Origin of the sequence: Aeromonas jandaei, assembly GCF_037890695.1 — a bacterium.
Taxonomy (GTDB): Bacteria; Pseudomonadota; Gammaproteobacteria; order Enterobacterales; family Aeromonadaceae; genus Aeromonas; species Aeromonas jandaei.
This window is the reverse complement of sequence record NZ_CP149571.1, coordinates 1,378,829-1,401,465: the sequence shown is the minus strand read 5'-3', so window position 1 is coordinate 1,401,465 and position 22,637 is coordinate 1,378,829. Positions and strand designations below refer to the sequence as shown.

Below are 22,637 nucleotides of genomic sequence, written 5' to 3'. Positions count from 1 at the left end.
CATGCCCCGGCAGAGCGCCTGAACCCGGGCAGCCATGCCACCCGCAACAAAACATCAAATCTGGTAATCGGGATAGAACTGCGCCTGTCTGGCCACCAGCCGCACCCCCTGTCCCGGAGCAAACTGCTTGGCCGCCTCCTTGCTCAGCTCCGCCTCATAGTGGGCCCCTTTGGTCTCGCCATCGCCACGCAGCTCCACCCGAATGCGTGGCCCCATGGGCAGCAGACGGGTGATGGTGGCACGGATCCCGCCCGGCGCATCGGCTGGCAAGATCTCCAGCTCATGGGGACGGACATAGGCGATGGCGGCACTGCCGTGAGCCAGATGAGAAGCCGACGGCCCGCCGAGCAGCTGCTCGCCGATGCCGAATCCCTGCTCCGCCACCCGACCGCGGAACTGGTTCACACTGCCGAGGAAGCTGTGGACGAAGGAGCTGGCAGGCTGGTCGTAGACCTCGGCCGGGGTGCCGATCTGCTCGACCCGTCCGGCGTTCATCAGCACCACCCGATCCGCAACCTCCAGCGCCTCCTCCTGATCGTGAGTGACGAACAGGCTGGTGACATGCAGCTCGTCGTGCAGCTCGCGCAGCCAGCGGCGCAGCTCCTTGCGCACCTGCGCATCGAGGGCGCCGAAGGGCTCGTCCAAGAGCAGTACCTTGGGCTGTACCGCCAGCGCGCGGGCCAGCGCGACCCGCTGACGCTGACCGCCGGAGAGCTGGGTCGGATAGCGCTCGGCCACGTGGCTGAGTTGCACCAGATCCAGCAGCTCCTTGACCCGGGCGCGAATGGCCGCCTCGGCCGGGCGCTCACTGCGCGGCTTGACCCTAAGGCCAAATGCCACGTTCTCGAAGACTGTCATATGGCGAAACAGGGCATAGTGCTGGAACACGAAGCCGACATTGCGCTCGCGCACATGGAGATCCGAGGCATCCTCGCCACGGATGATGACGCTGCCACTGTCGGCCTGCTCCAGCCCGGCGATGATCCGCAGCAACGTGGTCTTGCCGCAACCGGAGGGGCCGAGCAGCGCCACCAGCTCACCGTCGTGAAAGTCGAGGTTGATGTCTGCCAGCGCCGCGTACTGATTGAAATGCTTGTTGAGTTGTTGAACCTGAATGCTCATGGCTGCCTCTTTAAAACGGTGATCAGTGAGATTTGGTGGGCTGGGCACGCAGCCGGGCCAACAGGGTTTCACCCAGCAGGGTGAAGATCCCGAACAGAGCCAAGAGGCTTGCCACTGCAAAGGCGGCGCCGGTCTGGTACTCGTTGTAGAGGATCTCGATATGCAGCGGCAGGGTATTGGTCTGGCCGCGAATATGACCGGAAACTACCGACACCGCGCCAAACTCCCCCACCGCGCGGGCGGTACAGAGCAGCAGGCCGTACATCAGGCTCCAGCGAATGCCGGGAAGGGTGACGCGCCAGAACATCTGCAGACCGCTCGCCCCCAGCATGATGGCCGCCTCTTCCTCTTCCGGGCCACGCGCCTCCATCTGGGGCAGCAGCTCGCGCACCACGAAGGGCACGGTAATGAAGGTGGTGGCCAGGATGATCCCCGGGGTGGCGAAGATGATCTTGATGTCGTGTTCGCTCAGCCAGTCACCGAACCAGCCGCGGCTGCCGAACATCAACACCAGCATCAGACCGGCGATCACCGGCGACACCGAGAAGGGCAGATCGATGATGGTGATGAGCAGCTGCCGACCGGGGAAGCGGAAACGGGCGATGGCCCAGGCCGCCGCGATCCCGAACAGCAGATTGAGGGGAACGGCGCAGAGGGTCACCAGTGCGGTGAGACCGAGGGCGCTCAGGGCATCCGGCTCGCTGATGGCGTGCCAGAAGAAGGCCAGCCCAGGGCTCAGCGCCTGAATAAAGACGGTGGCCAACGGCAGCAGCAACAGGGCGGCAAACCAGCCGAGACCCACCGTGATGAGCAGCCATTTGACCCACTGGGGCTCGCGGATCACGGTCGGAGCCTTGCGCACGGGAGCAACCTCCACAGGGGCGACTTCAAGGGCGAGTGTCGATGCGTTCATATCCGGCTCCCTCCGATACGAGACCAGCTCCAGGCCTGCAACTTGTTGATTAGCAGTAACAAAATGAATGAGATCAGCAGCATCACTACGGCAATGGCAGAGGCGCCGGCATAGTCGTACTCCTCCAGATGACTCATGATCATCAGCGGTGCGATTTCCGAGACCATCGGCAGGTTGCCGGCGATAAAGATGACGGAGCCGTACTCCCCCACTGCACGGGCAAAGGCCAACGCAAAGCCGGTGAGCAGGGCCGGGATCAGGGTCGGCCAGAGCACGTGGATAAAGGTCTGCCAGCGATCAGCGCCGAGGCTGGCGGCGGCCTCCTCCTGCTCGCTCTCAGCCTCTCGCAGCACCGGCTGCAGGGTGCGCACCACAAAAGGCAGCCCGATAAAGGTGAGGGCGATAACGACGCCGATGGGGTTGTAGGCGAGCTGGATGCCGAGCGGCGCCAGTAGATGGCCGATCCAGCCGTTGGGGGCGAAAATGGCGCACAGGGCGATGCCGGATACAGCGGTCGGCATGGCAAATGGCAGGTCGATCAACGCATCCACCAGTCGACGACCGGGGAAAGTGTAGCGCACCAGGATCCAGGCCAGGATCAGGCCAAACAGGCTGTTGAGCAGCGCCGCGACAAAGGCCGCCCCGAAACTCAGGCGAAAGGAGGCGAGCACCCGGGGTGAACCAATCACCTGCCAGAACTCGGCTGCCGTGAGGTTGTTCGCGGCAAACAGCACCAGCGCCGAGAGCGGCAACAGCACCAGCAGCCCCAGATAGAGCAGAGTAAAGCCGAGGGTCGGGCCAAATCCCGGCAGGACTGAGTAAGAACCAAATCGCATAACGATTCCATTTGTTATGAAAAACATCAGATGTAGCGATTCTGCTTACTCTCCTTTTAAGCAACAAACACCATTTGCGACTTTGCTAATTACTTTTTTGTCTAACAACGGTGCGACAAGGCTTTTAGAGCGATCCAAATAAAAAAAGGTCTTTTATATAAATAAAAGACCTAAGAAATGGAGCAATACGGAGCGCAACATTCAAAGAGCAGGGTTCGCAACAGCTCACCCGATAACATATCCCGCCATTGGTTAAGGGCCGATGGCAGAGACAACAACAGTTCTGATAGCCGAAGCCGCTTGCGGAGCAACCACCAGCTCGGCCCGGCGATAGAGAGAGCCAAGCAGTTCCAACCCCTGATGCCAGTCGCCATGACCGGACTGGGCATTGATATGGCCCGCGTTGCCGGCGTCGAACAGAGGCACCTGCCACTGACGACTCCAGTATTCGGCCCGCTCGAAGCTCATCCAGGGATCGTTGCGACTGGCCACCAGCTGGGCGGAGACTTGCAACGGCCCTTCCAACCGTTCATCGACAATCCCGAAACGGGCCGGGTCAGCCGGTGCCACCAGAAAGAGCGAGGCGACCTTCTCCGGCTGCAATCTGGCTGCCGCAATGGCGGTCAGGGCACCGAAAGAGTGGGCCACCAGATGGACCCGACTGCGGCGACTTCTCAACTTGCTCGCCAGCTTGGCACTCCAGACCGTGAGATCCGGTTTCTCCCATGGCAGACCCGCCATCCGTTGCCAGTAGGGAAAGTGCTCGTGCCAGCGACTTTGCCAGTGATCCGGCCCACTGTTGTGCAGACCGGGAACCAGGAGGATCTTGTTCATCTTGGTGCTCCTATCGGCTGGCACAGGGGCCAGTTCAAAGGGGTTATACGGAGTTACCTGCCTCAGCCACCGGGTTGGTAGATCTGGTCAAACAGACCGCCCTGTGCGAAGTGCTTCTTCTGGGCTTTATCCCAGTTCCCCTCGATATCCTTGACCGTAAAGAGTGCCAGCTTGGGGAACTGATCTGCGGTCTCTTTCAGGATCGCCGGATTGCTGGGGCGGTAGTGATACTTGGCGACTATGTGCTGTCCCTCGTCGGAGTAGAGGTAGTCGAGGTAGGCCTTGGCCACCGTTTCGGTGCCGTGCTTCTTGGCGACCTTGTCCACCACCGCGACCGGCGGCTCAGCCAGAATGGATACTGACGGCACCACCAGTTCGAACTTGTCGCTGGCACCGGGCTGACCAAGTACCAGCAGGGCTTCGTTCTCCCATGCCAGCAGCACATCGCCAAGGCCACGCTCGATAAAGCTGGTGGTGGCACCGCGGGCGCCGGAGTCCAGCACCTTCACGTTCTTGTAGAGATCGCCGACAAACTGTTTGGCCCCCTCTTCATTGCCACTCTTCTTCAGGGCATAACCCCAGGCGGCCAGATAGTTCCAGCGGGCACCGCCGGAGGTCTTGGGATTGGGGGTCACGATGGCCACATCCTTGCGCACCAGGTCGCCCCAATCCTTGATCTGCTTGGGATTGCCCTTGCGTACCAGGAAGACGATGGTCGAGGTATAAGGCGCTGCATTATTGGCCAGACGGTTCTGCCAATCCGCTGCGATAAGACCTTGCTTGGCAACGGCGTTTACGTCGTAGGCCAGCGCCAGCGAGACCACATCAGCTTCCAGCCCGTCCACAACGGCGCGAGCCTGCTTGCCGGAGCCACCGTGAGACTGGCTCACCACCACATCGTCACCGGTTTTGGCCTTCCACTCCTTGGCAAAAGCGGAGTTGTACTCCTGAAACAGCTCGCGGGTCGGATCGTAGGAGACGTTGAGCAGGTGCACTTCTGCGGCGTAGGCCTGGCCAAAGGCCAGCACGGAGAAGAGGGAGAGAGCGGTCATTCGCAGTTTCATGGTGATACTCCATATCGTTGGGTTGAGAGCAGCATGCCGCGGAGTTGTTATGCCGAGAAGAAAGAAATAACTCTTTGCTTATCTCTTTTGCTCATATCAGGCAGTCAGTCACACGCCACAAGGAGCCAGACGCAGACTCTGTGAGCCATGCCCCTCTGTGACCTCAAGCGCTGTGCCATCATGGGAACAAGGCAGGCAGATGACGAAAAGGAAGTCGTTATGTGGATCAATGCAGAACCCGTCAACGGTGCCCTGGTCTCGCTGGCCATCGGCCTCATCATCGGACTGGAGCGGGGCTGGCAGGTACGCCAACTGGGGGATAACCAGCGCATCGCCGGGATGCGTACCTACGGCCTCATCGGCCTGCTCGGCGGGGTCTGCGGTTTGCTGCTGCCGACCCTGGGCCCTTGGCTGCCGCTGCTCGGCCTGCTGGCGGTGGTGATCGGTTGCGGCCTCTCGGTCTGGCTGGCCCAGCGCTGGCAGGGAGAGTTCGGTCTCACCAGCTCGGTAGCCATGCTGCTCACCTATCTGCTGGGGCTGATGTCGGTGCTGCTGAGCCCGAGCGAGGCGGTGGCCTGCGCCGTGCTGGCGGCCCTGCTGATGGGGCTCAAGGGCAAGATCCAGCAGGGGATGCTGTTTCTGAGCGAAACCGAATTCCACGCCACCCTGCGCTTTCTGCTCATCTCGCTGGTACTGCTGCCGGTACTGCCCAACGAGGAGATGGGCCCCCTCGATGCCTTCAACCCCTTCAAGATCTGGCTGATGGTGGTGGTGATCGCCGGCATCTCGTTTTGTGGCCACTTCGCGGTACGCCTGCTCGGTACCCGCGCCGGACTGGTGCTCACCAGCATACTGGCGGGATTGGCCTCCTCCACCGCCCTCACCCTGCAGTTCGCCCGCCTCAACAAGGAACAAGGGGGGCTGGAGCGGCTGCTGGCCACCGGCATCCTGCTGGCAGGGGCCACCATGTGGCTGCGGCTGCTGGTACTGGTACTGCTGATTCACAGCGAACTGGCGATGCGCCTCGCCGCCCCGCTCGTTCTGCTGGCTGCCACGGTGTACGGCTTTGCCTTCTGGTTCTGGCGCCAGCGCGAGGAGCTGACTGACGGCCCGGTGCAGCCGGAAACCAGCAACCCGCTCGATCTTGCCACCGCCATCAAGTTCGGCCTGCTGCTGGCGCTGATCGGCTTTATGGCAACTCTGCTGCAAGACAAGGTAGGCAACTCGGGGGTCTATCTGCTGTCGCTGGTGTCGGGGATCACCGACGTGGATGCCATCACCTTGTCGCTCTCCCAGCTATCCCACAAGGAGCTGGCACTGGAGGTGGCGGCCCGCGGCATCCTGCTTGCCGGTTTGATCAACTCGCTGGTGAAGGGGTTGCTGGCCCTCGGCATCGGTGGTCGCAGCCTGGGGCTGCGGGTGCTGCTCCCCTACTTCGTCTCGGCCCTGCTGATCCTCCCCCTCGTCTGGCCAGCAGGATGACGGGGATCACCTGCCAGAAGTGACAGACTGACGCCTCTCGCGCTTGTCACGTATACTGCCCCCTCTTGCAGCATGAGGAGGTAGCAATGGCGAGCGACTGGGACAAGGTACTGGCTGGCGGGGCACTGGATAGCCAGAGCGAGGAGATAGCCAACGACCGGATCCGCGGTCAGGCGCTGCTGGCCCGGCTCAATGGTTCATCGGCGGGCGATGGCCCTCTGCGCCAGCAGATTTGCCGCGAGCTGTTCGGCCACTGCCCCGACTCCTGCTGGATCAGCACGCCGTTTACCTGCGAGTTTGGCCGCAACATCCACATCGGCGAGAAGACCTTCTTCAACTTCAACGTCACCATTCTCGATCTGGGTGAAGTGCATATCGGCAGCCATGTGCTGCTGGCCCCCAACGTGCAGATCTACACCGCCACCCACACCATGAACTATCTGGAACGACGCAACTGGACTGCCTACAACAAGCCGGTACGGATCGGCGATGACTGCTGGATCGGCGGTGGCGCCATCATCTGCCCCGGCGTCACCATAGGGCCGCGCTCCATCATTGGCGCCGGCGCAGTGGTCACCCGCGACATCCCGGCCGACTCGGTGGCGGTGGGCAATCCGGCCAGGGTGATCCGCACCCTCAAGCAGGATGAGGAGCGCTGCTGGGAGCTGGCCCAATGATGGCGCTGGCGCTGCTGCCGCTGGGCTGGACCCTCTGGCTCGGCCTCGACAGCCAGCAGTGGTGGCCACTGGCCGCACTGCTGACCATGAGTCTGCTGACGCTGGCGGCCTACGCCTGGGACAAGCGGCAAGCGGTGCGGGGCGAGTGGCGCATTCCCGAATCGAGGCTCCATCTGCTGGAGCTGTGCGGCGGCTGGCCGGGCGCTCTGGTGGCCCGCCAGTGGCTGCGTCACAAGACCCAGAAGCGCAGCTACCGGCTGGTCTTCTGGTTTATCGTGCTGCTGCACCTCACCCTGTGGGCGCTCTGGGTCGCTCGGCCACTCTGGCAGCAATAGCTGTCTGCGTCACAAAGGGACAATGGGCCCCATTGCGGCCGCCCGGCAGCTATGAGAAAACAGAGCAGATCTCATCAGCGTTTTCGCCGTCTATAGACGACAAGGAGTCGTGACATGACCATGTGGACAGGCATAGTCCTGATCGTATTTATCAGCGTATTGTTCGGATATCTCGGCAAGCGGGCCCGCTACCAGATGGGGGATGCCCGCATCACCGACCGCCTCGGCAGGCAGGATATGATCATCAGAGAGCTACAGGAGCGGATCGCCAATCTGGAGGCGATTGTCATCGAGGAAGAGAAACGGCGCCCGTTCCGGGAGCTGTGATGTTTCACCACCAGGTTTCAGATACAGAGAGGGCTGCATGATGCAGCCCTCTCTTGTTTGAACTGATTCAGATTGCCAGCGGCAGCAACTCGGCATAGTCGCGGATCGCCGGAAAAGCGGTAATGCTCTGCTCCGGCTTGCAGCTGTCCGGATTCTGGATCGCCAGCTGATAGCCGATGCCATAGTCGGCGGCAGCCCGCAGGATCCGCGCGCTATCATCCACAAACAGGGTGCGGGCCGGATCGAACACCAGCCGCTGTGCCAGCGCCTGCCAGCAGTGCTGACTCTCCTTCGACCAGCCCAGCTCGTGGGTACTCACCATCAAATCCAGATGCTTGCTTAGTCCCAACTGAGCATCCTTCACCGACAGACTGGCGGGGTGGGCGTTGGTGAAAAGCACCAGCTGCTTGCCCGCGGCGCGCAGCGCGGCCAGAAAGGGGATGGCGTGGGGACGCCACTGGATCTTCGCCAGCAGCTCCTGCTTGAGGGCACGAATATCGAGCCCCAGGGTCTCGCTCCAGTAATCCACGCAGTACCAGTTGAGGGTGCCGTTGACGGCGTGATAGTGGACGTCGATCTGCGCTTTGGCTTCATCCAGTGGCAGCCCGAGCCGCTCGGCGTAACGCTCCGGCACCAGCTGCTGCCAGAGGTGGTTGTCAAAATGCAGATCGATCAGGGTGCCATCCATATCGAGCAAGACGGTATCTATCTGGTGCCATGGCAAGGTGTTTGAGCGGGAGTGTGGCATCGGGCCTCTTGATCGCGGATCTCGGAAAACGGGGCGGCAGTATAACGGATTTTTCCTCCCCCTTTCCCCTCCCTGCCCCGTGGTGTTCGGTGTGGGAGTCGTTTACTCTTGAAGCACGATTTTTTAACGAGCCGTCCCCCCTGATGAGTGAGCACCACAAAAGCCCCCCCGAACAGATTTCGATCGACCAGCTGGAGCAGGAGAAGAGCAAACCGGAGATCCTCAAGGCCGAGATCGTGGCCGAGAGCCGGCTGTTCAGAGTGGAATCCCTCCACCTCAAATTCTCCAACGGCGAGGAGCGGGTCTACGAGCGGATGCGCGGCGGCAATCGTGGCGCCGTCATGGTGGTGCCGCTGTTCGATGAGCAGACCCTGCTACTGGTGCGCGAATATGCCGCTGGCACCCACTCCTACGAGCTGGGCTTTCCCAAGGGGCTGATCGACCCGGGCGAAGATGCCTTCGAGGCAGGCAACCGGGAGCTGATGGAAGAGGCGGGCTTTGGCGCCAACAGCCTGACCCTGCTCAAACAGGTGTCACTGGCGCCCGGTTACTTCTCCAGCCGGATGGACATTTTGCTGGCGCGGGATCTCTTCCCCGAGCAGCGGATCGGCGACGAGCCCGAACCGCTGGAGGTAATCCCCTGGCCACTCAACCGGATCGACGAATTGCTGGCGCGGCCCGACTTCACCGAGTCGCGCAGCATCAGTGCCCTGCTCTTGGCCCAGAAGTGGCTGGCGGAGTAGGCAGAGTAGCCCGCAGACGGGCAGTTAACAGACAGAGGATAACGAGATGCAGGAGTTGTTGGCCTGGGTGCCGGGGGTCAAGGAGATTGCCCGCGAAGCCGGAAGGATCCTTCACGACATCTATCACGGCGGTCAGTTCGAGCGTCAGCTGAAGGAGGATGCGACCCCGGTCACCAGTGCCGATCTTGCTGCCGATGCCTACCTCAAACAGGCGCTCTCGGCGCTCACCCCCCATGTGCCGGTGCTGACCGAAGAGGCGGCCGACATCCCCTTCAGCCAGCGATCCAACTGGCGGCAATACTGGTTGGTGGATCCCCTTGACGGCACTGGCGAATTTATCGCAGGCAGCGGCGATTTCGCCACCCTGATCGCCCTGGTGCGGGACAATGTGCCGGTGCTCGGGGTCATCTACGCCCCCGAGTCTGACGTGCTCTACTGGGCGGTGCGCGGCTACGGCGCCTTCAAGGAAGTGAACGGCGAGGTGTTGCCCATCAGCGCCATGCACCACGAGCATGACCAGCCTGACTCGCTGGTGGTGGCCATCAGCCGCCGCCAGAAGCTGGAGAAGCTCACCCGCCGCCTCAACCCGGCCATCAACTACGAGCTGATCCCGCTCGGCTCCAGCTCCCTCAAATCCTGTCTGGTGGCGGAAGGGGCGGCCGATTGCTACGTGCGGCTCGGCCCCACCGGCGAGTGGGACACCGCCGCCGCCCAGTGCATCGTCGAGGCAGCCGGTGGCCGCATCCTCAGCCTGGCGTTGCAGCCACTCAGTTACAACGAAACCGAGTCGCTGGAGAACCCTGACTTTATCGTGATGGGGGATCCGGATCTCGCCTGGGGCAACATTCTGGCCCACTAAACGGATAGCGATATCATCACACCAGACAAGCAGGCGGCCCGATGGCCGCCTGCTTTGTCAGGGAAGTTGCCCCGAGTAATGGCCGGAGTGATCCGCTGGTCAAGGCGCTCTTGAACAGCGTGATACGCTGGCAAAGCGGCAAAATGACAGTGAAACATCACAGTCGGTCGGCGAGAAATGGTGCGATTTTTCACGTAATTCTAAAAACGCCTGATTAGTCAAAATAAAAAAACGAGCGCAGATCAAATTTTGGTTTTATATTTCACAAAAATCACCATTGTCAGTTTTGTTGCATTCTGTGACCCAGATTCCATTCCCAATCTCGCTGGCTAAACCCCGCAATGGCAGTGATATGTTTCAGTCTCGCCTTTTGAGAATTAAATCCCGATAAACCACAATAAACTCAGATTAAAACACTAACAAAAAGTGAATTAGTAATGAGTTTATCTGTAGAGGCTACCAAGGAGCTATCCGGTTCCTGCTCCACCACGGCCAGCACCACCCGCTGGCGCCGTCATGACACCCACTGGGTTATCAGCCTGTTTGGCACCGCCGTTGGCGCCGGTATCCTGTTCCTGCCCATCAATCTGGGTCTGGGCGGCATCTGGCCTCTCGTCATCGTCGCGGTACTGGCAGGCCCCATGACCTTCCTCGCCCACCGCGGGCTGGCGCGCTTCGTGCTCTCCTCTTCACGCCCCCACGCCGACTTCACCGAAGTCGCGGAGGAGCACTTCGGCAAGATGGCCGGTCGCCTCATCTCTGCGCTCTATTTCCTCTCCATCTTCCCGATCCTGCTCATCTACGGGGTAGGGCTGACCAACACGGTGGAGAGCTTTATGGTCAACCAGCTCGGCATGGCAACCCCGGATCGGGTGATGCTCTCCGGCATGCTGGTATTTGCCATGATCGCCGTGATGCTGGCGGGTGAGAAAGCGATGCTGCGCGCCTTCGCCTTTATGGTCTATCCGCTGGCGGCCATTCTGGCGGCCCTCTCCTGCTACCTGATCCCTCAGTGGCAGTGGCCGGAAGTGACGGCGTTTGAAGGGGTCAGCTTCCTCAACACCGTCTGGCTGGCGCTGCCGGTCACCGTATTCGCCTTCAGCCACGCCGCCGCCATCTCCGGCTTTGCCAACGTGCAGCGCCGTGAATATGGCGAGCAGGCGGAAGCCAAGAGCGGCCTGATCCTGCGCAACACCACAGTGATGCTGGTGGGCTTCGTGCTGTTCTTCGTCTTCTCCTGCGTGCTGAGCCTCTCGCCAGCCCAGCTGGCTGAAGCCAAGGCCCAGAACGTCTCTGTGCTCTCCTATCTCGCCAACATTACCGACAACCCGGTGATCGTGACTCTGGGGCCGCTCATCGCCTTTATCGCCATCAGCTCCTCCTTCCTCGGCCACTTCCTCGGTGCCCGCGAAAGCCTGAAAAGCCTGATCGCCAAGCCCACCGGCCTGCCGCTGGCCAAGGCGGACAAGGTCGGCATCGCCCTGATGTTCTTCTCTATCTGGGGTGCTGCAGTCATCAACCCGGGCATTCTGGGGCTGATGGAAACCCTCTCCGGCCCGGTGATCGCCATGATCCTGTTCATCATGCCGGTGATTGCCATCTATAAGGTGGAGGCGCTGGCCCGCTTCCGTCACGGCTGGACCAACGGCTTTATCCTGCTGACCGGCTCGCTGGCGGTATCGGCGCTGATCTTCAGCCTGTTGAAGTAACGACTCGCAGCAGATAACAAAAAGAGAGGCGACCCCGGGGTCGCCTCTCTTCTCTCTGTTCGGGTGTGCGCTCAGCCCAGCCTGGCGCCGTTCTCCACCGCCTGCTCGGGGATAGCCATCACTACAGCGCCATCCGGCCGATAGAAACCGGTCAGCAGAAATTCAGACTGAAACGGGCCGATCTGCTTGGTCGGGAAGTTGACTACGGCGATGATCTGGCGGCCCACCAGCTGCTCTGGCTGGTAGAGAGCGGTGATCTGGGCGCTGCTCTTGCGGATCCCCAGTTCAGGGCCAAAATCCGCCCACACCTTGTAGGCCGGTTTGCGCGCCTCGGGGAACGGCTCGACCCGCACCAGGGTGCCCACCCGGAGCTCCACCATCTCGAAATCCTGCCAGCTAATCGTCTCCATTTCGGCTCCTGTTTATCGTGCACCTTGCATGACCCGCAGCATGGCCCAAAGAGAGCATCCCGTCTTCGGCGATCAGCCGTTTCGTTATGGCAAGTGGCCGTTTTGCTGGCGCCAGAGGGACGGAGTGAGCCCGGTCTCACTCAAGAAGCGCTCGCTGAAGGCCCCCTGATTCTGGTAACCACAGCGGCTGGCAATCTCGCCGACGGGCAGCTGCGTGCTGGCAAGCAGGGTTCGCGCCAGTGCCATGCGCTGACTGCGAATGTAGTGGGAGACGCTCACCCCCAGCTGCTGGCGAAAGGCTAGCTTGAACTGGCTCTGGCCAAGGCAGGCGATGGCAGCGAGTTGCTGATTGGTCTGCGGGGCGGCGAGGTTGGCCTCGATATGGCGCTGCACCTTGAGGATGCGGGCGGCAAGGCGCGGCGTGGCAGCGCTCTGCATCCCCTGCCCTTCCGCCAGCAGGGTGCTCCATGCCCGCCACCTGCCGCCCTTCGGCCACCATCCGGTGCAAAAAGGCGAGGTAGTGACGCTGGGGTTCATCCAGCTCGATAAAAGGATGAGCTGCCAGATCCCCGGGCAGCCAGTCGCTCTCCTGCACCAGAAACGAAAGCGCCGGATCGGCGGCGTAGTCGTGCCGCTCGCCGGGAGCGATGATGCAGGCAGAACCGGGGGCAAGCCGGCGCCCCCGGCCCTGCACCTCGATCTCGAGGGGGCCGTCGAGGGGGATCACCAACTGGGCAAAGTCGTGACTATGGCTACAAACGTGGTGGTGATAGTGGCGCAGGCTGAAACGGGACATGGCAGATAGCAATGACGCGGCCAGGGCCGCGTCATTGGGGGTTATTCCTTGTCGAAATCTTCGATCTCTTTGCCCAGCGCTTCCATGATGGCGCGCGCTTCGGCAGGGACGCTGTCCGGATGATCCTTGCGCAAGTCTTCGTCGCAAGGGAGCGGCTGGCCGGTGAAAGCGTGCAGGAAGGCTTCACAGAGCAGCTCGCTGTTGGTCGCATGACGCAGGTTGTTCACCTGACGGCGGGTGCGCTCATCGGTCAACACTTTCAACACCTTGAGCGGGATCGAGACGGTAATCTTCTTGACCTGTTCGCTCTTCTTACCGTGTTCCGCGTAGGGGCTGACGTAGTCGCCGTTCCACTCTGTTCCCATGACTCACCTGTTCTCATTTAGCCGTGAGCGCGGATTTTAACCCTTAAGGAAATTAATGGCAATCCAACAGCAAAGCCATTTAGACGTCTGGAAGTGTTGACGGCCTTTTTAAGCTGGCGTAGTGTGGTTCATCATGATGCCAGCATTGGCACGATTGCGTGTGGCAAAAGCAGCGTGGCAGGAAGAGCGGCCACCGTCCAGAGAGATCAAGGAGAGAAACATGACCCACAAGGCCACCCTGGCGGTTCGCACCGGGATTGAGACAGACCAGCAACACGGTGCCGTGGTGCCGCCTATCTACCTCTCCAGCAACTACACCTTTGCCGACTTTGGCGAACCCCGTCAATACGATTATGCCCGTTCCGGCAACCCGACCCGCACCAATCTGGCGGACGCGCTGGCGGCACTGGAAGGGGGCGCTGGCGCTGTGGTCACCGGCACCGGCATGGGTGCTATCCATCTGGTCACCACAGCACTGCTCAAGGCTGGGGATCTGCTGATCGCCCCTCACGACTGCTACGGCGGCACCTGGCGCCTGTTCGAGTATCTGGCGGCCAAGGGCCACTACCGGGTGCAGTTTGTCGATCAGGGGGATGAGGCCGCACTGGCCGCCGCGCTGGCCCAGAAGCCCGCGCTGGTATGGGTCGAAACCCCCTCCAACCCGCTGCTGCGGGTGGTGGATATCAGCGCCATTGCCAGTGCAGCTCATGAGGTGGGTGCACAGGTAGTGGTGGACAACACCTTCCTCTCCCCCCTGCTGCAACAGCCGCTGGCCCTCGGTGCCGATGTGGTGGTGCACTCCACCACCAAGTACATCAACGGTCACTCAGACGTGGTGGGCGGAGTGGCAATTGCCAAGGAGGCCGAGCTGGCCGAGTCGCTGGTGTGGTGGGCCAACTGTCTGGGGCTCACCTCCGGGGCGTTCGACTCCTACCTCACCCTGCGCGGTCTGCGCACTCTGGCCCCCAGATTGCGCTCCCATCAGGAGAATACCGACCGCATCCTCGCCTTCCTGCAACAGCAGCCGCTGGTGAAACGCATCTATCACCCCAGCCTGCCGAGCCATCCGGGCCACGATATTGCGCGCCGTCAACAGTCCGGCTTCGGCGCCATGCTAAGTTTTGAACTCGATTGCAGCGAGGCGGGCATTCGCGCCTTCCTCGCGGCCCTCACCCTCTTCTCGGTAGCCGAGTCCCTCGGCGGAGTGGAGAGCCTGGTGGCCCATCCGGCCAGCATGACTCACAGGGCCATGACCCCGGTCGCGCAGCAGGCAGCAGGTATCAGCGCCCAGCTGCTGCGGTTGTCGGTCGGTATTGAACACGGTGAAGATCTGGTGGCCGATCTGGCACAGGCTTTTGCACAGGCGCAGCAGGCAGAACAGGTAGCGAAGTAATGGAACAGCAGCAACAAGGAGAGATCGCGGTGGCAACAGAAGCAGGCTTGAAGCGACGTCACGTCCACAAATTCGGTGGCAGCAGTCTGGCGGATCCGGTCTGTTATCGCCGGGTCGCCAGCATCGTTGAACAACAGGTGGGTGGCGACGAGCTGATCGTAGTCTCCGCCGCCGGCAAGACCACCAACCGACTGATCCAGCTGGTGGAGCTGGCCGAAGCGGGTGATGAAGCCGCTGGCGAAGCCATCTCCGCCCTCCACGCCTATCAGCAGGGGCTGATCGACGGCCTGCTGGAAGGTGAGCTGCAGCTTGATCTGAGCAAACAGCTGGCCGACGACATGCAGCTCATCGCCAAGACGCTTGAGGGGCAGTTTGACCGCTTCGCCCGCAACGGCCTGCTCGCCTTTGGCGAGGTGTGGTCGGCGCGCCTGCTAGCAGCCCTGCTCACCAGCCGCGGCGACAAGGCCATCTGGCTCGATGCCCGCAGCTTCCTGCGTGCCGAGGATGGCGCTCTGGTCAAGGTGGATACTGCGCTCTCCAGCGAACTGCTCAAGGCGCGACTGGCGGAGCATGCCGGTCGCATCGTGGTGACCGGCTTTATTGCCGCCGACATGGAAGGCCGCTCCCTGCTGCTCGGTCGCAACGGTTCCGACTACAGCGCCAGCCTGTTGGCTCTGCTGGCGGACGGCGAATCCACCACCATCTGGAGCGACGTGGCCGGGGTCTACAGCGCCGACCCGCGTCGGGTGAAGGAGGCACGCCTGCTGGAGCGCCTGAGCCTCGCCGAAGCCAACGAGCTGGCCCGTCTTGGCTCTTCGGTATTGCACTCCCGTACCCTGCAACCGGTGGCCGACAGTCGTCAGCGCCTCACCCTGCGCTGCAGCTACAACCCGGACGAGGGCTGCACCCACATCCTGCGCCGCGCCCCCCGCTCCGGCGGTGCCCGCATCGTCTCCTCGGTGGATCAGAATCGCCCTCATCGAGCTGAAGGTGCTGCCACAGACCAACTATGAGCAGACGGTAGCCACCATCGAGGCCCATCTGGCCCGTCACCGCCTCAATCCGCTCACCCTGCAGCGCCAGCCGGATCGCCGGGTATTGCGCCTCGCCTATACCCTCGAAGTGGCACAAGGGGCCTTCGAGCTGCTGCGCGACTTCCAGCTGCAAGGGAGCTTCACCGGCCTCATCCAGAAGGAGGGGTACAGTCTGGTTGCGCTGGTGGGGGCCGGCGTCACCGACAATGCCGAGCAGTGCCACCGCTTCTACCAGCTGCTGGCGGATCAGCCGCTGGAGTTCGTCCAGGTAGCCAAAGATGGCCTGAGTCTGGTGGCCGTGCTACGTCAGGTGGTACTGGAACCCCTGCTCATCGCCATGCACAGCGCCCTGTTCAGCCGCCCGAATCGGGTCGGACTGGTGGTGTTCGGCAAGGGCAATATCGGCGGCCACTGGCTGAGCCTCTATGCCCGCGAAAAGGCACGGCTCGAACATGAACTCAATCTGGCGCTCACCCTCTACGGCGTATTCAGCTCGGAAGGGGGCCTGCTCGATGAAGAGGGACTGGATCCGCTCAAGGTGCAGGACAACTTTGCCCCCAAAGCACTGATCTGGCCCGAACTGCTGGCCCAGCTGGAACAACACAGCTTCGACACCCTGATCGCCATCGATTTGACCGCCAGCGAAACGGTCAGCCGCTACTACCCCGACTTCGCCCAGCTCGGCATTCACATCATCGCCGCCAACAAGTTTGCCGGCGCCGCCGACAGCGAGTTCTACCAGCGCATCAAACAGACCTGCCGCGACCATCAGGTGCAGTGGCGCTACAACGCCACCGTGGGTGCCGGGTTGCCAATCCAGTCCAGCATCCAGATGCTGCGCCAGAGCGGCGACCGTATTCAGGGGGTCTCCGGCATCTTCTCCGGCACCCTCTCCTGGCTGTTCCAGCAGTATGACGGCAGCAGACCCTTCTCCGAGCTGGTGGACGAGGCGTGGCAGCACGGCCTGACCGAACCGGATCCCCGCGAAGATCTCTCCGGTCAGGATGTGCGTCGCAAGCTGCTTATTCTGGCGCGGGAGGCGGGCTTCGAGCTCGACTCCGCCGATATCGAGCTGGAGAATCTGGTGCCCGTCCCGCTGCGCAAGGTAACCCCGGATCAGTTCATGGACCGGCTGAAAGAGCTGGATGGCCCGATCCAGACCGCCTTCGAGGGTGCCAAGCGGCTTGGCAAGGTGCTGCGCTATGTGGCTCGTTTTGAACATGACGGCAAGGCACGAGTCGGGCTGGAGGCGCTGGAGCCGCACCACCCGTTTGCCAACCTGTTGCCGTGCGACAACATCTTCGCCATCGAGAGCGACAGCTACCGCACCAACCCGCTGGTGATTCAAGGGCCGGGAGCAGGTCGGGAAGTGACGGCCGCCGCCATCCAGTACGACCTCTGGCAGATCTGCGCGTCGCTCTAAGCGCAGGAAATAGCGGCAACAAAAAGCCCGAGTCAGTGACTCGGGCTTTTTGTTGCTGAGCGCAGCTTCTTAGGAGAAGCAGGCCTGCAGCACGTAGAAGATACCGATGGCCAGAATGGCACCTGCCGGCAGGGTGATGACCCAGGAGACCACGATGTTGCGCAGCACACCCAGGTTCAGCGCCGCGATACCGCGCGCCAGACCCACGCCCATGACAGCGCCAACCAGAGTCTGGGTGGTGGAGATGGGCAGACCGGTACCTGAGGCGATTACCACGGTAGCAGCAGTGGCCAGCTGGGCGGCGAAGCCACGGCTCGGGGTCAGGTGAGTAATGCCGGTGCCGACAGTCGCCATCACCTTCTCGCCCATGGTGGCCAGACCGATCACGATACCGATACCGCCGAGCGGCAGGATCCACCAGGCAATGGCAGCCTGACCGGAAATCTCGCCACCGGAAGCCACGATAGAGGCAACCGCAGAGAGCGGGCCGATGGCATTGGCCACATCGTTGGAGCCGTGGGCAAACGCCATGGCACAGGCGGTGATCACCATCAGGATGCCGAACACCTTCTCCACGTTGGCGAAGTGCATCTTGCTGTCATCCTGCGGGTTGTACTTCTGACCGCGAATATAGATCCAGCCGGCAAACGCGACGGCGATGGAGATGGCCACGGAGAGCATGACGCCTTCGCCATCGGTCAGGTGAAGACCAACGTGAGTCAGACCCTTCTTGATGGTCACCAGGCAGATGACCAGCGAGGTCAGGAACATGTAGAAGGGGACGTAGCGCTTGGCGTTGTTCAGGGGATCATCGGTGTTGAAGATGAGCTTCTGCACGCTGATGAACATGAAGTAGGCGATGACACCGGAGATGGCGGGGGTGATGACCCAGGAGCCGACGATGCCGCCAAACTTGTTCCACTGCACCGCTTCCGGGCCAATGCTCACCACGGCGAAACCGACGATGGCGCCGATGATGGAGTGAGTGGTGGAGACAGGCCAGCCGAAGTAGGAGGCGAGGATCAACCAGGCACCGGCAGCCAGCAGGGAAGCGATCATGCCGAGCACCAGCAGATCCGGGCTATCGACAAAGGCATTGCTGTCGATGATACCGCTACGGATGGTGGCGGTTACTTCACCACCGGCCAGATAGGCACCGGCAAATTCGAAGATCATGGCGATGATAATCGCCTGACGAATGGTCAGGGATTTGGTACCGACCGATGTGCCCATGGCGTTGGCTACGTCATTCGCGCCAATGCCCCAGGCCATCAAAAAGCCGAACAAGGCCGCCACGAGCACCAGAGTGGTGCCGTAATTCGCAATAATGTCCATTGATAGTGTTTACCCAGTCAGTCGATTACGAACGAGCCAGCATCAGCTCAAGACGGGCGCCTACGCGCTCGGCCTGATCAGCCAGGTCACCTACCCATTCGAGGATCTTGTAGAGGAACATCACGTCGATCGGGTTGTAGTTCTGCTCAACCGCTTGCAGCTGTTGGCGCAGACCGATCTGCATGGTGTCTGTATCGTCCTCGATCAGATCCAGCTGGTGGATCATCTCGGCAACCATTTCCACTTCCCGTCCTTTGAAGCCGGTCTCGAGCAGCTCGTCGAGCTCCCCGATCGCTTTCTCGGCCTGAGCGGTCGCATCAATACAACGTTTGAGGTAAGCCATGAAGCCTTCCCGCATTTCGGAAGGGAACTCCATGCGACGACCAAGCATGCGGCCGGAGATATCCTTGGCACGGTTGGCAATCTTGTCTTGCTGGGTCAACAACTCCAGCAGGTCGGTGCGTGCAACCGGCAGGAACAGACCGCGGGGCAGTTTCAGACGAATTTCACGCTTGAGGATATCCGCCTCTTTTTCCAGCTGGGAGATCTGCTGCCGGATCTTCTCGGCATCTTCCCAACGGTCTTCAGCAACGGCATCAAAGAAGGGAACCAGCTGCTGGGAGCACTGGTGAACCTTGACGATATGCTTCTGCAGCGGCTTGATGGGGGACTTGGCAAAAAGCCCCAAAATAGTATTTACTGGCATGGCCAAACCTGTGTCGGTGAAAAAACACTCGATACGATTTTATGAGGCGCGCATGTTAACCGAACTGCGCCCTCAATTAAACCGCGAATTAATCTAGTCGTTTCGCGGGCATTATATCCCCGCGACCCGATTCCTGCCCCCCAAAGTTGCCTGCCAGCCCGGAATGAGTATGCAAACTGAGATCGAGATAAAGTTTTTTGTCGCCCGCGACATTGCGGCAGATTTATCCAACCTGTTGAATTCTTTTGATATTAAAGAATCATCACAACAGCAGCTCGGCAACGTCTATTTCGACACGCCGACCCTCGACCTACGTCGTCTGGACATGGGGCTGCGCATTCGCCGCTGCGACGCCTACGCCGAACAGACCATCAAATGCCGCGGCCAGGCGGTGGGTGGCCTGCATGCCAGACCCGAATACAATGCGCCTATTGGTGGCGATCTGCCGATATTGAACGCCTTTCCCGCAGAAATCTGGCCCGATGTGACAGAACGTGACCGCATCCAGCAGCAGCTGGTTGCGCAATTCAGTACCGACTTCCTGCGCCGCCACTGGCTGATCGCGTTCGAGGGGGCCGAGATCGAGCTGGCCTGGGATCAGGGGGAGATAGTCGGCAGTCAGGGGCACGCAGCGATCAACGAGCTGGAACTGGAGTTCAAGTCGGGCGATACCATAGCGCTGTTTGCACTGGCGCAGCGCCTCGCCCGGCTGGGTGGCGTGCGTCTGGGGGCGCAATCCAAGGCGCAGCGAGGTTATCGGCTGGCCGGGCTCGGCAAACCGCTGGCCCTGCAATCGCTGGCCACCAGCGAAGCCATGGATGTGGCAACCGCCATCGCCGCAGGCCTGAGTCACTGGCAGCATCACGAGCAGCTCTGGCTGGAAAATCAGCAGAATGAAACCATTCGACAGCAAGCATTCACCGCCCTGTGTGAAGGGATTGCGCTGATTGAACGCCGGGCGGCCGAGCTGACGCAGCCGACCCTTTGGGGTTCAGAGCTGGCAAGCCTGCTCGCACATCTGCAAGCCGCACCGGTCTCTGATCGCCAGTGGCCCGCCGAGCTGGCTGACCTCTTCCTCTCAGCGGATTATGTCGCACTGCAGCTGGCTATCGCCGACTGGCTGCACAGCACACGCTGAGCGGCCAATCCGCTGCCACCGCAAACAGAACGGGTGAGCCTTGGCTCACCCGTTTTGCATTACAGCAGGTTGAGCTGCTGCATGGCGCTGCGAATGCGCTCGCGAGTCGCTTCCGACAGTGGCATCACCGGCAAGCGGCACTCTTCGCTGCAGAAGCCGAGCAGAGAGGCAGCATATTTGGCACCGGCCGGACTCGGCTCGGCAAACATCGCCTGATGGAGCGGAATCAACTTGTCTTGCAGTTCACGCGCTTCTTGCCACTTGCCAGCCAGCGCCAGATTTTGCACCTCGGCCACCAGCTTGGGCGCCACGTTGGCGGTCACCGAGATACAACCCTGACCACCGCCGATGTTGTAGGCAACAGCGGTGGCATCCTCACCGGAGAGCCAGGCAAAGGGCTTTTTGATCAGCTGGCGTTCGGTCCAGGGACGTGCCAGATCGCCAGTCGCGTCTTTCACCCCGGCAATCCGTGGCAGCTCGGCCAGACGGGCCAGAGTCGCGGGTTGCACGTCAACGATGGCGCGCGGCGGAATGTTGTAGACGATGATGGGTTTGGTGGTTGCGTCGTGCACTGCCTTGAAGTGGTGGTAGAGCCCCTCCTGATTGGGGCGGTTGTAGTAACCGGCCACATGCAGGGTGGCATCTGCACCGACCCGCTCGGCATACTGGGTATATTCGATCGCCTCGACCGGATTGTTGGAGCCCGCTCCGGCAATCACCGGAATACGGCCAGCGACCTGTTTGACCACCAGCTCCACCACCCGGCAGTGCTCGTCGTGGGTCAGGGTCGGGCTCTCACCCGTGGTACCGACCGGCACAATGCCGTGAGTACCCTGCTCGATATGCCACTCCACCAGACGCAGCAGCGCCTCTTCATCCAGCTTTCCCTGTCGAAACGGGGTAATCAACGCAACGATTGAACCTTGAAACATGGGATCTCCTTCTCCGGTTTGACGCTCATATGGCAATAAAAAACCCCGGTTCGATGTGCGCAACCGGGGTTTGAATCTTCTCAGAAATGAGAGGTTACGCGCGAACGTCAGCAGGCCCGAATTTCAGGCTTTTTTTATGCTTTCGTTTCAACCCATTGAACCGCATTGACTCATCTCTGCTCAAAAAATGGTGTCTGGGCATATTTCGGGAACACGGCATAAATGTCAAGGCGAAAGGGGCTATGTATAATGGCCGCCCAAAATTGCGTGGAGAGACCCGATGAGCAGCCCAATCAGTGCCGTCAGCCAGATGCTGGAACGAAACCAAGCCCTCTTTGTCGGCAAGCGGCTACTTGTCTGTGGCGCACTGGAGGATGACTACCCCCGCCAGCTGGCGAGTCTGGCCCAGAGCCTGACCGTCTTTACCACCGATTACTGCTACTACCGCAGCCAGCAGGCGGCCCTCGGCGATGCCATTCTGTTTGACCACCAGCTGGGCGGAGCACCCCGCTTCGATGCCCTGCTATTGTTGATGCCCAAGGCGAAAGCCGAGGCGCAATATCTGCTGGCCATGATGACCCCCCTGCTGGAGGCGGGCGCCGACCTGTTCCTGGCTGGCGAAAACCGTGGTGGCATCAATGGCGCAGACAAGCTGCTGGCCCCTTATGGCGACAAGCCGATCAAGCGCGATTCGGCTCGCCGCTGCTCTCTCTATCATGGCGAGCTCTGCAAACTGGTCGCCCCGTTCGATCTGGATAGCTGGTTTGGCCGCTATCAGTGCAAGGCGGGTGATACCGAGCTCACCGTGCTGGCGTTGCCCGGCGTTTTCAGCGCCGCCGAGCTGGACCTCGGCACCCAGATGTTGCTGGCCACCGTGCCAGCCATGAAGGGTTCACTGCTCGATTTCGGTTGCGGTGCCGGGGTGATTGGCTCCGTGCTGGCCAAGCGCAATCCCGAGCTCAAGGTCACCATGGTGGATATCAATGCGCTGGCGCTGGAGTCAAGCCGCCGCACTCTGGCTATCAACGATCTGCAAGGGGAGGTTCATGCCTCTGACGTCTACTCCGACATTACGGGAAGCTTTGACCAGATTGTCTCCAATCCCCCTTTCCATGCCGGGCTCAAGACCTTCTATACGGCGACCGAAACCTTCCTCGCCAGGGCGCCTGAATTTTTGCGTCCCCATGGCAGCCTGACCATAGTTGCCAACGCATTCCTGCGCTATCAGCCTATACTGGAAGCACACTTCAAACGGACGGAAGTGAGCAACAGCGACGCCAAATTCAAGGTCTATCTGAGCAAAGTGTAAATAAGTGTAAGCAGTACAATAAAACCGCTAGAGAGCGCCATCCGGAATCTGATAAGGTACTAGAAGCACAGCAAAAACACCCCTTTAGGGGTGTTTTTATGCCGAAGGTTGAAAACCTTTTCATACATGTTTATTCAGGGAGAGAAA

General features: G+C 61.0%; 21 protein-coding genes and 2 pseudogenes. 11 read left to right on the top strand and 12 right to left on the bottom strand.

The genetic code is table 11. The annotated features are described in order from the left end of the window. Nucleotides 1–54: 54 nt before the first annotated feature. The 5 genes from WE862_RS06805 to WE862_RS06785 form a co-directional block, all read right to left on the bottom strand. Nucleotides 55–1,122, bottom strand: coding sequence for a sulfate/molybdate ABC transporter ATP-binding protein (locus WE862_RS06805; RefSeq protein ID WP_042030337.1), 1,068 nt, complete (start codon nucleotides 1,120–1,122; stop codon nucleotides 55–57). A 22-nt stretch (nucleotides 1,123–1,144) separates the two neighbouring features. Next, nucleotides 1,145–2,035: a sulfate ABC transporter permease subunit CysW gene (cysW, locus tag WE862_RS06800; RefSeq protein WP_042030335.1), complete on the bottom strand. Its 891-nt coding sequence runs from the start codon at nucleotides 2,033–2,035 to the stop codon at nucleotides 1,145–1,147. Next, nucleotides 2,032–2,871 (bottom strand): sulfate ABC transporter permease subunit CysT, encoded by an 840-nt coding sequence (gene cysT, locus WE862_RS06795; RefSeq protein ID WP_041209035.1) that lies wholly within the window; start codon nucleotides 2,869–2,871, stop codon nucleotides 2,032–2,034. Before cysT ends, cysW begins: the two co-directional genes overlap by 4 nt. Before the next feature lie 252 nt (nucleotides 2,872–3,123). Next, entirely contained in the window at nucleotides 3,124–3,705 is a 582-nt protein-coding gene (locus WE862_RS06790; RefSeq protein ID WP_042030333.1) for an RBBP9/YdeN family alpha/beta hydrolase, read from the bottom strand. 62 nt (nucleotides 3,706–3,767) lie between these two features. Then, a complete protein-coding gene (locus tag WE862_RS06785; RefSeq protein ID WP_042030331.1) occupies nucleotides 3,768–4,769 on the bottom strand; it encodes a sulfate ABC transporter substrate-binding protein in 1,002 nt (333 codons plus the stop codon). 219 nt (nucleotides 4,770–4,988) lie between these two features. Here WE862_RS06785 and WE862_RS06780 point away from each other — a divergent pair, with 219 nt between their 5' ends. The 4 genes from WE862_RS06780 (at nucleotide 4,989) to WE862_RS06765 (ending at nucleotide 7,590) form a co-directional block, all read left to right on the top strand. After that, nucleotides 4,989–6,251: an MgtC/SapB family protein gene (locus WE862_RS06780; RefSeq protein ID WP_042030330.1), complete on the top strand. Its 1,263-nt coding sequence runs from the start codon at nucleotides 4,989–4,991 to the stop codon at nucleotides 6,249–6,251. An 86-nt stretch (nucleotides 6,252–6,337) separates the two neighbouring features. Continuing rightward, a complete protein-coding gene (locus WE862_RS06775) occupies nucleotides 6,338–6,928 on the top strand; it encodes a sugar O-acetyltransferase (protein ID WP_042030328.1) in 591 nt (196 codons plus the stop codon). Continuing rightward, nucleotides 6,925–7,263, top strand: a complete 339-nt coding sequence (locus WE862_RS06770; protein WP_042030326.1) for a DUF1294 domain-containing protein — start codon at nucleotides 6,925–6,927, stop codon at nucleotides 7,261–7,263. Before WE862_RS06775 ends, WE862_RS06770 begins: the two co-directional genes overlap by 4 nt. 114 nt (nucleotides 7,264–7,377) lie before the next feature. Next, nucleotides 7,378–7,590: a hypothetical protein gene (locus WE862_RS06765; protein ID WP_041209029.1), complete on the top strand. Its 213-nt coding sequence runs from the start codon at nucleotides 7,378–7,380 to the stop codon at nucleotides 7,588–7,590. Between the two features lie 67 nt (nucleotides 7,591–7,657). Here the strand turns inward: WE862_RS06765 and yrfG are convergent, their stop codons facing one another. Next, nucleotides 7,658–8,338, bottom strand: coding sequence for a GMP/IMP nucleotidase (yrfG, locus tag WE862_RS06760; RefSeq protein WP_042030325.1), 681 nt, complete (start codon nucleotides 8,336–8,338; stop codon nucleotides 7,658–7,660). A gap of 143 nt (nucleotides 8,339–8,481) precedes the next feature. On the opposite strand from yrfG, the gene nudE reads away from it, so the two are divergent. From nudE to WE862_RS06745, 3 genes are all read left to right on the top strand, one after another. After that, the gene (gene nudE / locus WE862_RS06755) at nucleotides 8,482–9,081 is read left to right on the top strand and encodes an ADP compounds hydrolase NudE (protein WP_042030324.1); all 600 of its coding nucleotides are present in this window, start codon (nucleotides 8,482–8,484) and stop codon (nucleotides 9,079–9,081) included. A 46-nt stretch (nucleotides 9,082–9,127) separates the two neighbouring features. Beyond that, nucleotides 9,128–9,940 carry a 3'(2'),5'-bisphosphate nucleotidase CysQ gene (cysQ, locus tag WE862_RS06750; RefSeq protein WP_042030322.1) on the top strand — a complete coding sequence of 271 codons (813 nt, stop codon included), beginning with the start codon at nucleotides 9,128–9,130 and terminating at the stop codon, nucleotides 9,938–9,940. A 437-nt stretch (nucleotides 9,941–10,377) separates the two neighbouring features. Next, nucleotides 10,378–11,649, top strand: coding sequence for an aromatic amino acid transport family protein (locus WE862_RS06745; RefSeq protein ID WP_042030321.1), 1,272 nt, complete (start codon nucleotides 10,378–10,380; stop codon nucleotides 11,647–11,649). 71 nt (nucleotides 11,650–11,720) lie between these two features. Here WE862_RS06745 and WE862_RS06740 read toward each other — a convergent pair whose 3' ends face one another. From WE862_RS06740 to metJ, 3 genes and pseudogenes are all read right to left on the bottom strand, one after another. Then, complete coding sequence (locus WE862_RS06740) at nucleotides 11,721–12,059, bottom strand: tRNA-binding protein (protein WP_005343050.1); 339 nt, start codon at nucleotides 12,057–12,059, stop codon at nucleotides 11,721–11,723. 84 nt (nucleotides 12,060–12,143) lie between these two features. Beyond that, nucleotides 12,144–12,890, bottom strand: a pseudogene (locus tag WE862_RS06735) (helix-turn-helix domain-containing protein). Between the two features lie 6 nt (nucleotides 12,891–12,896). Then, nucleotides 12,897–13,220, bottom strand: a complete 324-nt coding sequence (gene metJ / locus WE862_RS06730; RefSeq protein ID WP_005343046.1) for a met regulon transcriptional regulator MetJ — start codon at nucleotides 13,218–13,220, stop codon at nucleotides 12,897–12,899. A gap of 220 nt (nucleotides 13,221–13,440) precedes the next feature. Between metJ and metB the strand changes: the two genes are divergently transcribed. Next, nucleotides 13,441–14,613 carry a cystathionine gamma-synthase gene (gene metB / locus WE862_RS06725; RefSeq protein WP_042030319.1) on the top strand — a complete coding sequence of 391 codons (1,173 nt, stop codon included), beginning with the start codon at nucleotides 13,441–13,443 and terminating at the stop codon, nucleotides 14,611–14,613. After that, a pseudogene (locus tag WE862_RS06720) lies at nucleotides 14,613–17,070 on the top strand (bifunctional aspartate kinase/homoserine dehydrogenase II). Before metB ends, WE862_RS06720 begins: the two are co-directional and overlap by 1 nt. A gap of 69 nt (nucleotides 17,071–17,139) precedes the next feature. Here the strand turns inward: WE862_RS06720 and WE862_RS06715 are convergent. Further along, complete coding sequence (locus WE862_RS06715) at nucleotides 17,140–18,405, bottom strand: inorganic phosphate transporter (protein ID WP_041209023.1); 1,266 nt, start codon at nucleotides 18,403–18,405, stop codon at nucleotides 17,140–17,142. A 25-nt stretch (nucleotides 18,406–18,430) separates the two neighbouring features. After that, a complete protein-coding gene (locus WE862_RS06710) occupies nucleotides 18,431–19,111 on the bottom strand; it encodes a TIGR00153 family protein (protein WP_033113984.1) in 681 nt (226 codons plus the stop codon). A 169-nt stretch (nucleotides 19,112–19,280) separates the two neighbouring features. Between WE862_RS06710 and WE862_RS06705 the strand changes: the two genes are divergently transcribed. Continuing rightward, nucleotides 19,281–20,249, top strand: a complete 969-nt coding sequence (locus WE862_RS06705; protein WP_042030317.1) for an inorganic triphosphatase — start codon at nucleotides 19,281–19,283, stop codon at nucleotides 20,247–20,249. A 59-nt stretch (nucleotides 20,250–20,308) separates the two neighbouring features. Here the strand turns inward: WE862_RS06705 and dapA are convergent, their stop codons facing one another. After that, the gene (gene dapA, locus WE862_RS06700) at nucleotides 20,309–21,181 is read right to left on the bottom strand and encodes a 4-hydroxy-tetrahydrodipicolinate synthase (RefSeq protein ID WP_041209021.1); all 873 of its coding nucleotides are present in this window, start codon (nucleotides 21,179–21,181) and stop codon (nucleotides 20,309–20,311) included. Between the two features lie 280 nt (nucleotides 21,182–21,461). On the opposite strand from dapA, the gene rsmC reads away from it, so the two are divergent. Then, nucleotides 21,462–22,490 carry a 16S rRNA (guanine(1207)-N(2))-methyltransferase RsmC gene (gene rsmC / locus WE862_RS06695; RefSeq protein ID WP_042030314.1) on the top strand — a complete coding sequence of 343 codons (1,029 nt, stop codon included), beginning with the start codon at nucleotides 21,462–21,464 and terminating at the stop codon, nucleotides 22,488–22,490. Nucleotides 22,491–22,637 lie beyond the last annotated feature (147 nt).

Coding starts and splice junctions, on each gene's coding strand:
- WE862_RS06715 (WP_041209023.1), bottom strand. CDS start 18,405: ATGGACATTATTGCGAATTACGGCACCACTCTGGTGCTCGTGGCGGCC.
- WE862_RS06790 (WP_042030333.1), bottom strand. CDS start 3,705: ATGAACAAGATCCTCCTGGTTCCCGGTCTGCACAACAGTGGGCCGGAT.
- cysW (WP_042030335.1), bottom strand. CDS start 2,035: ATGAACGCATCGACACTCGCCCTTGAAGTCGCCCCTGTGGAGGTTGCT.
- metJ (WP_005343046.1), bottom strand. CDS start 13,220: ATGGGAACAGAGTGGAACGGCGACTACGTCAGCCCCTACGCGGAACAC.
- WE862_RS06705 (WP_042030317.1), top strand. CDS start 19,281: ATGCAAACTGAGATCGAGATAAAGTTTTTTGTCGCCCGCGACATTGCG.
- cysT (WP_041209035.1), bottom strand. CDS start 2,871: ATGCGATTTGGTTCTTACTCAGTCCTGCCGGGATTTGGCCCGACCCTC.
- WE862_RS06780 (WP_042030330.1), top strand. CDS start 4,989: ATGTGGATCAATGCAGAACCCGTCAACGGTGCCCTGGTCTCGCTGGCC.
- metB (WP_042030319.1), top strand. CDS start 13,441: ATGACCCACAAGGCCACCCTGGCGGTTCGCACCGGGATTGAGACAGAC.
- nudE (WP_042030324.1), top strand. CDS start 8,482: ATGAGTGAGCACCACAAAAGCCCCCCCGAACAGATTTCGATCGACCAG.
- WE862_RS06785 (WP_042030331.1), bottom strand. CDS start 4,769: ATGAAACTGCGAATGACCGCTCTCTCCCTCTTCTCCGTGCTGGCCTTT.
- cysQ (WP_042030322.1), top strand. CDS start 9,128: ATGCAGGAGTTGTTGGCCTGGGTGCCGGGGGTCAAGGAGATTGCCCGC.
- WE862_RS06710 (WP_033113984.1), bottom strand. CDS start 19,111: ATGCCAGTAAATACTATTTTGGGGCTTTTTGCCAAGTCCCCCATCAAG.
- WE862_RS06745 (WP_042030321.1), top strand. CDS start 10,378: ATGAGTTTATCTGTAGAGGCTACCAAGGAGCTATCCGGTTCCTGCTCC.
- WE862_RS06740 (WP_005343050.1), bottom strand. CDS start 12,059: ATGGAGACGATTAGCTGGCAGGATTTCGAGATGGTGGAGCTCCGGGTG.
- rsmC (WP_042030314.1), top strand. CDS start 21,462: ATGAGCAGCCCAATCAGTGCCGTCAGCCAGATGCTGGAACGAAACCAA.
- yrfG (WP_042030325.1), bottom strand. CDS start 8,338: ATGCCACACTCCCGCTCAAACACCTTGCCATGGCACCAGATAGATACC.
- WE862_RS06805 (WP_042030337.1), bottom strand. CDS start 1,122: ATGAGCATTCAGGTTCAACAACTCAACAAGCATTTCAATCAGTACGCG.
- dapA (WP_041209021.1), bottom strand. CDS start 21,181: ATGTTTCAAGGTTCAATCGTTGCGTTGATTACCCCGTTTCGACAGGGA.
- WE862_RS06775 (WP_042030328.1), top strand. CDS start 6,338: ATGGCGAGCGACTGGGACAAGGTACTGGCTGGCGGGGCACTGGATAGC.
- WE862_RS06770 (WP_042030326.1), top strand. CDS start 6,925: ATGATGGCGCTGGCGCTGCTGCCGCTGGGCTGGACCCTCTGGCTCGGC.
- WE862_RS06765 (WP_041209029.1), top strand. CDS start 7,378: ATGACCATGTGGACAGGCATAGTCCTGATCGTATTTATCAGCGTATTG.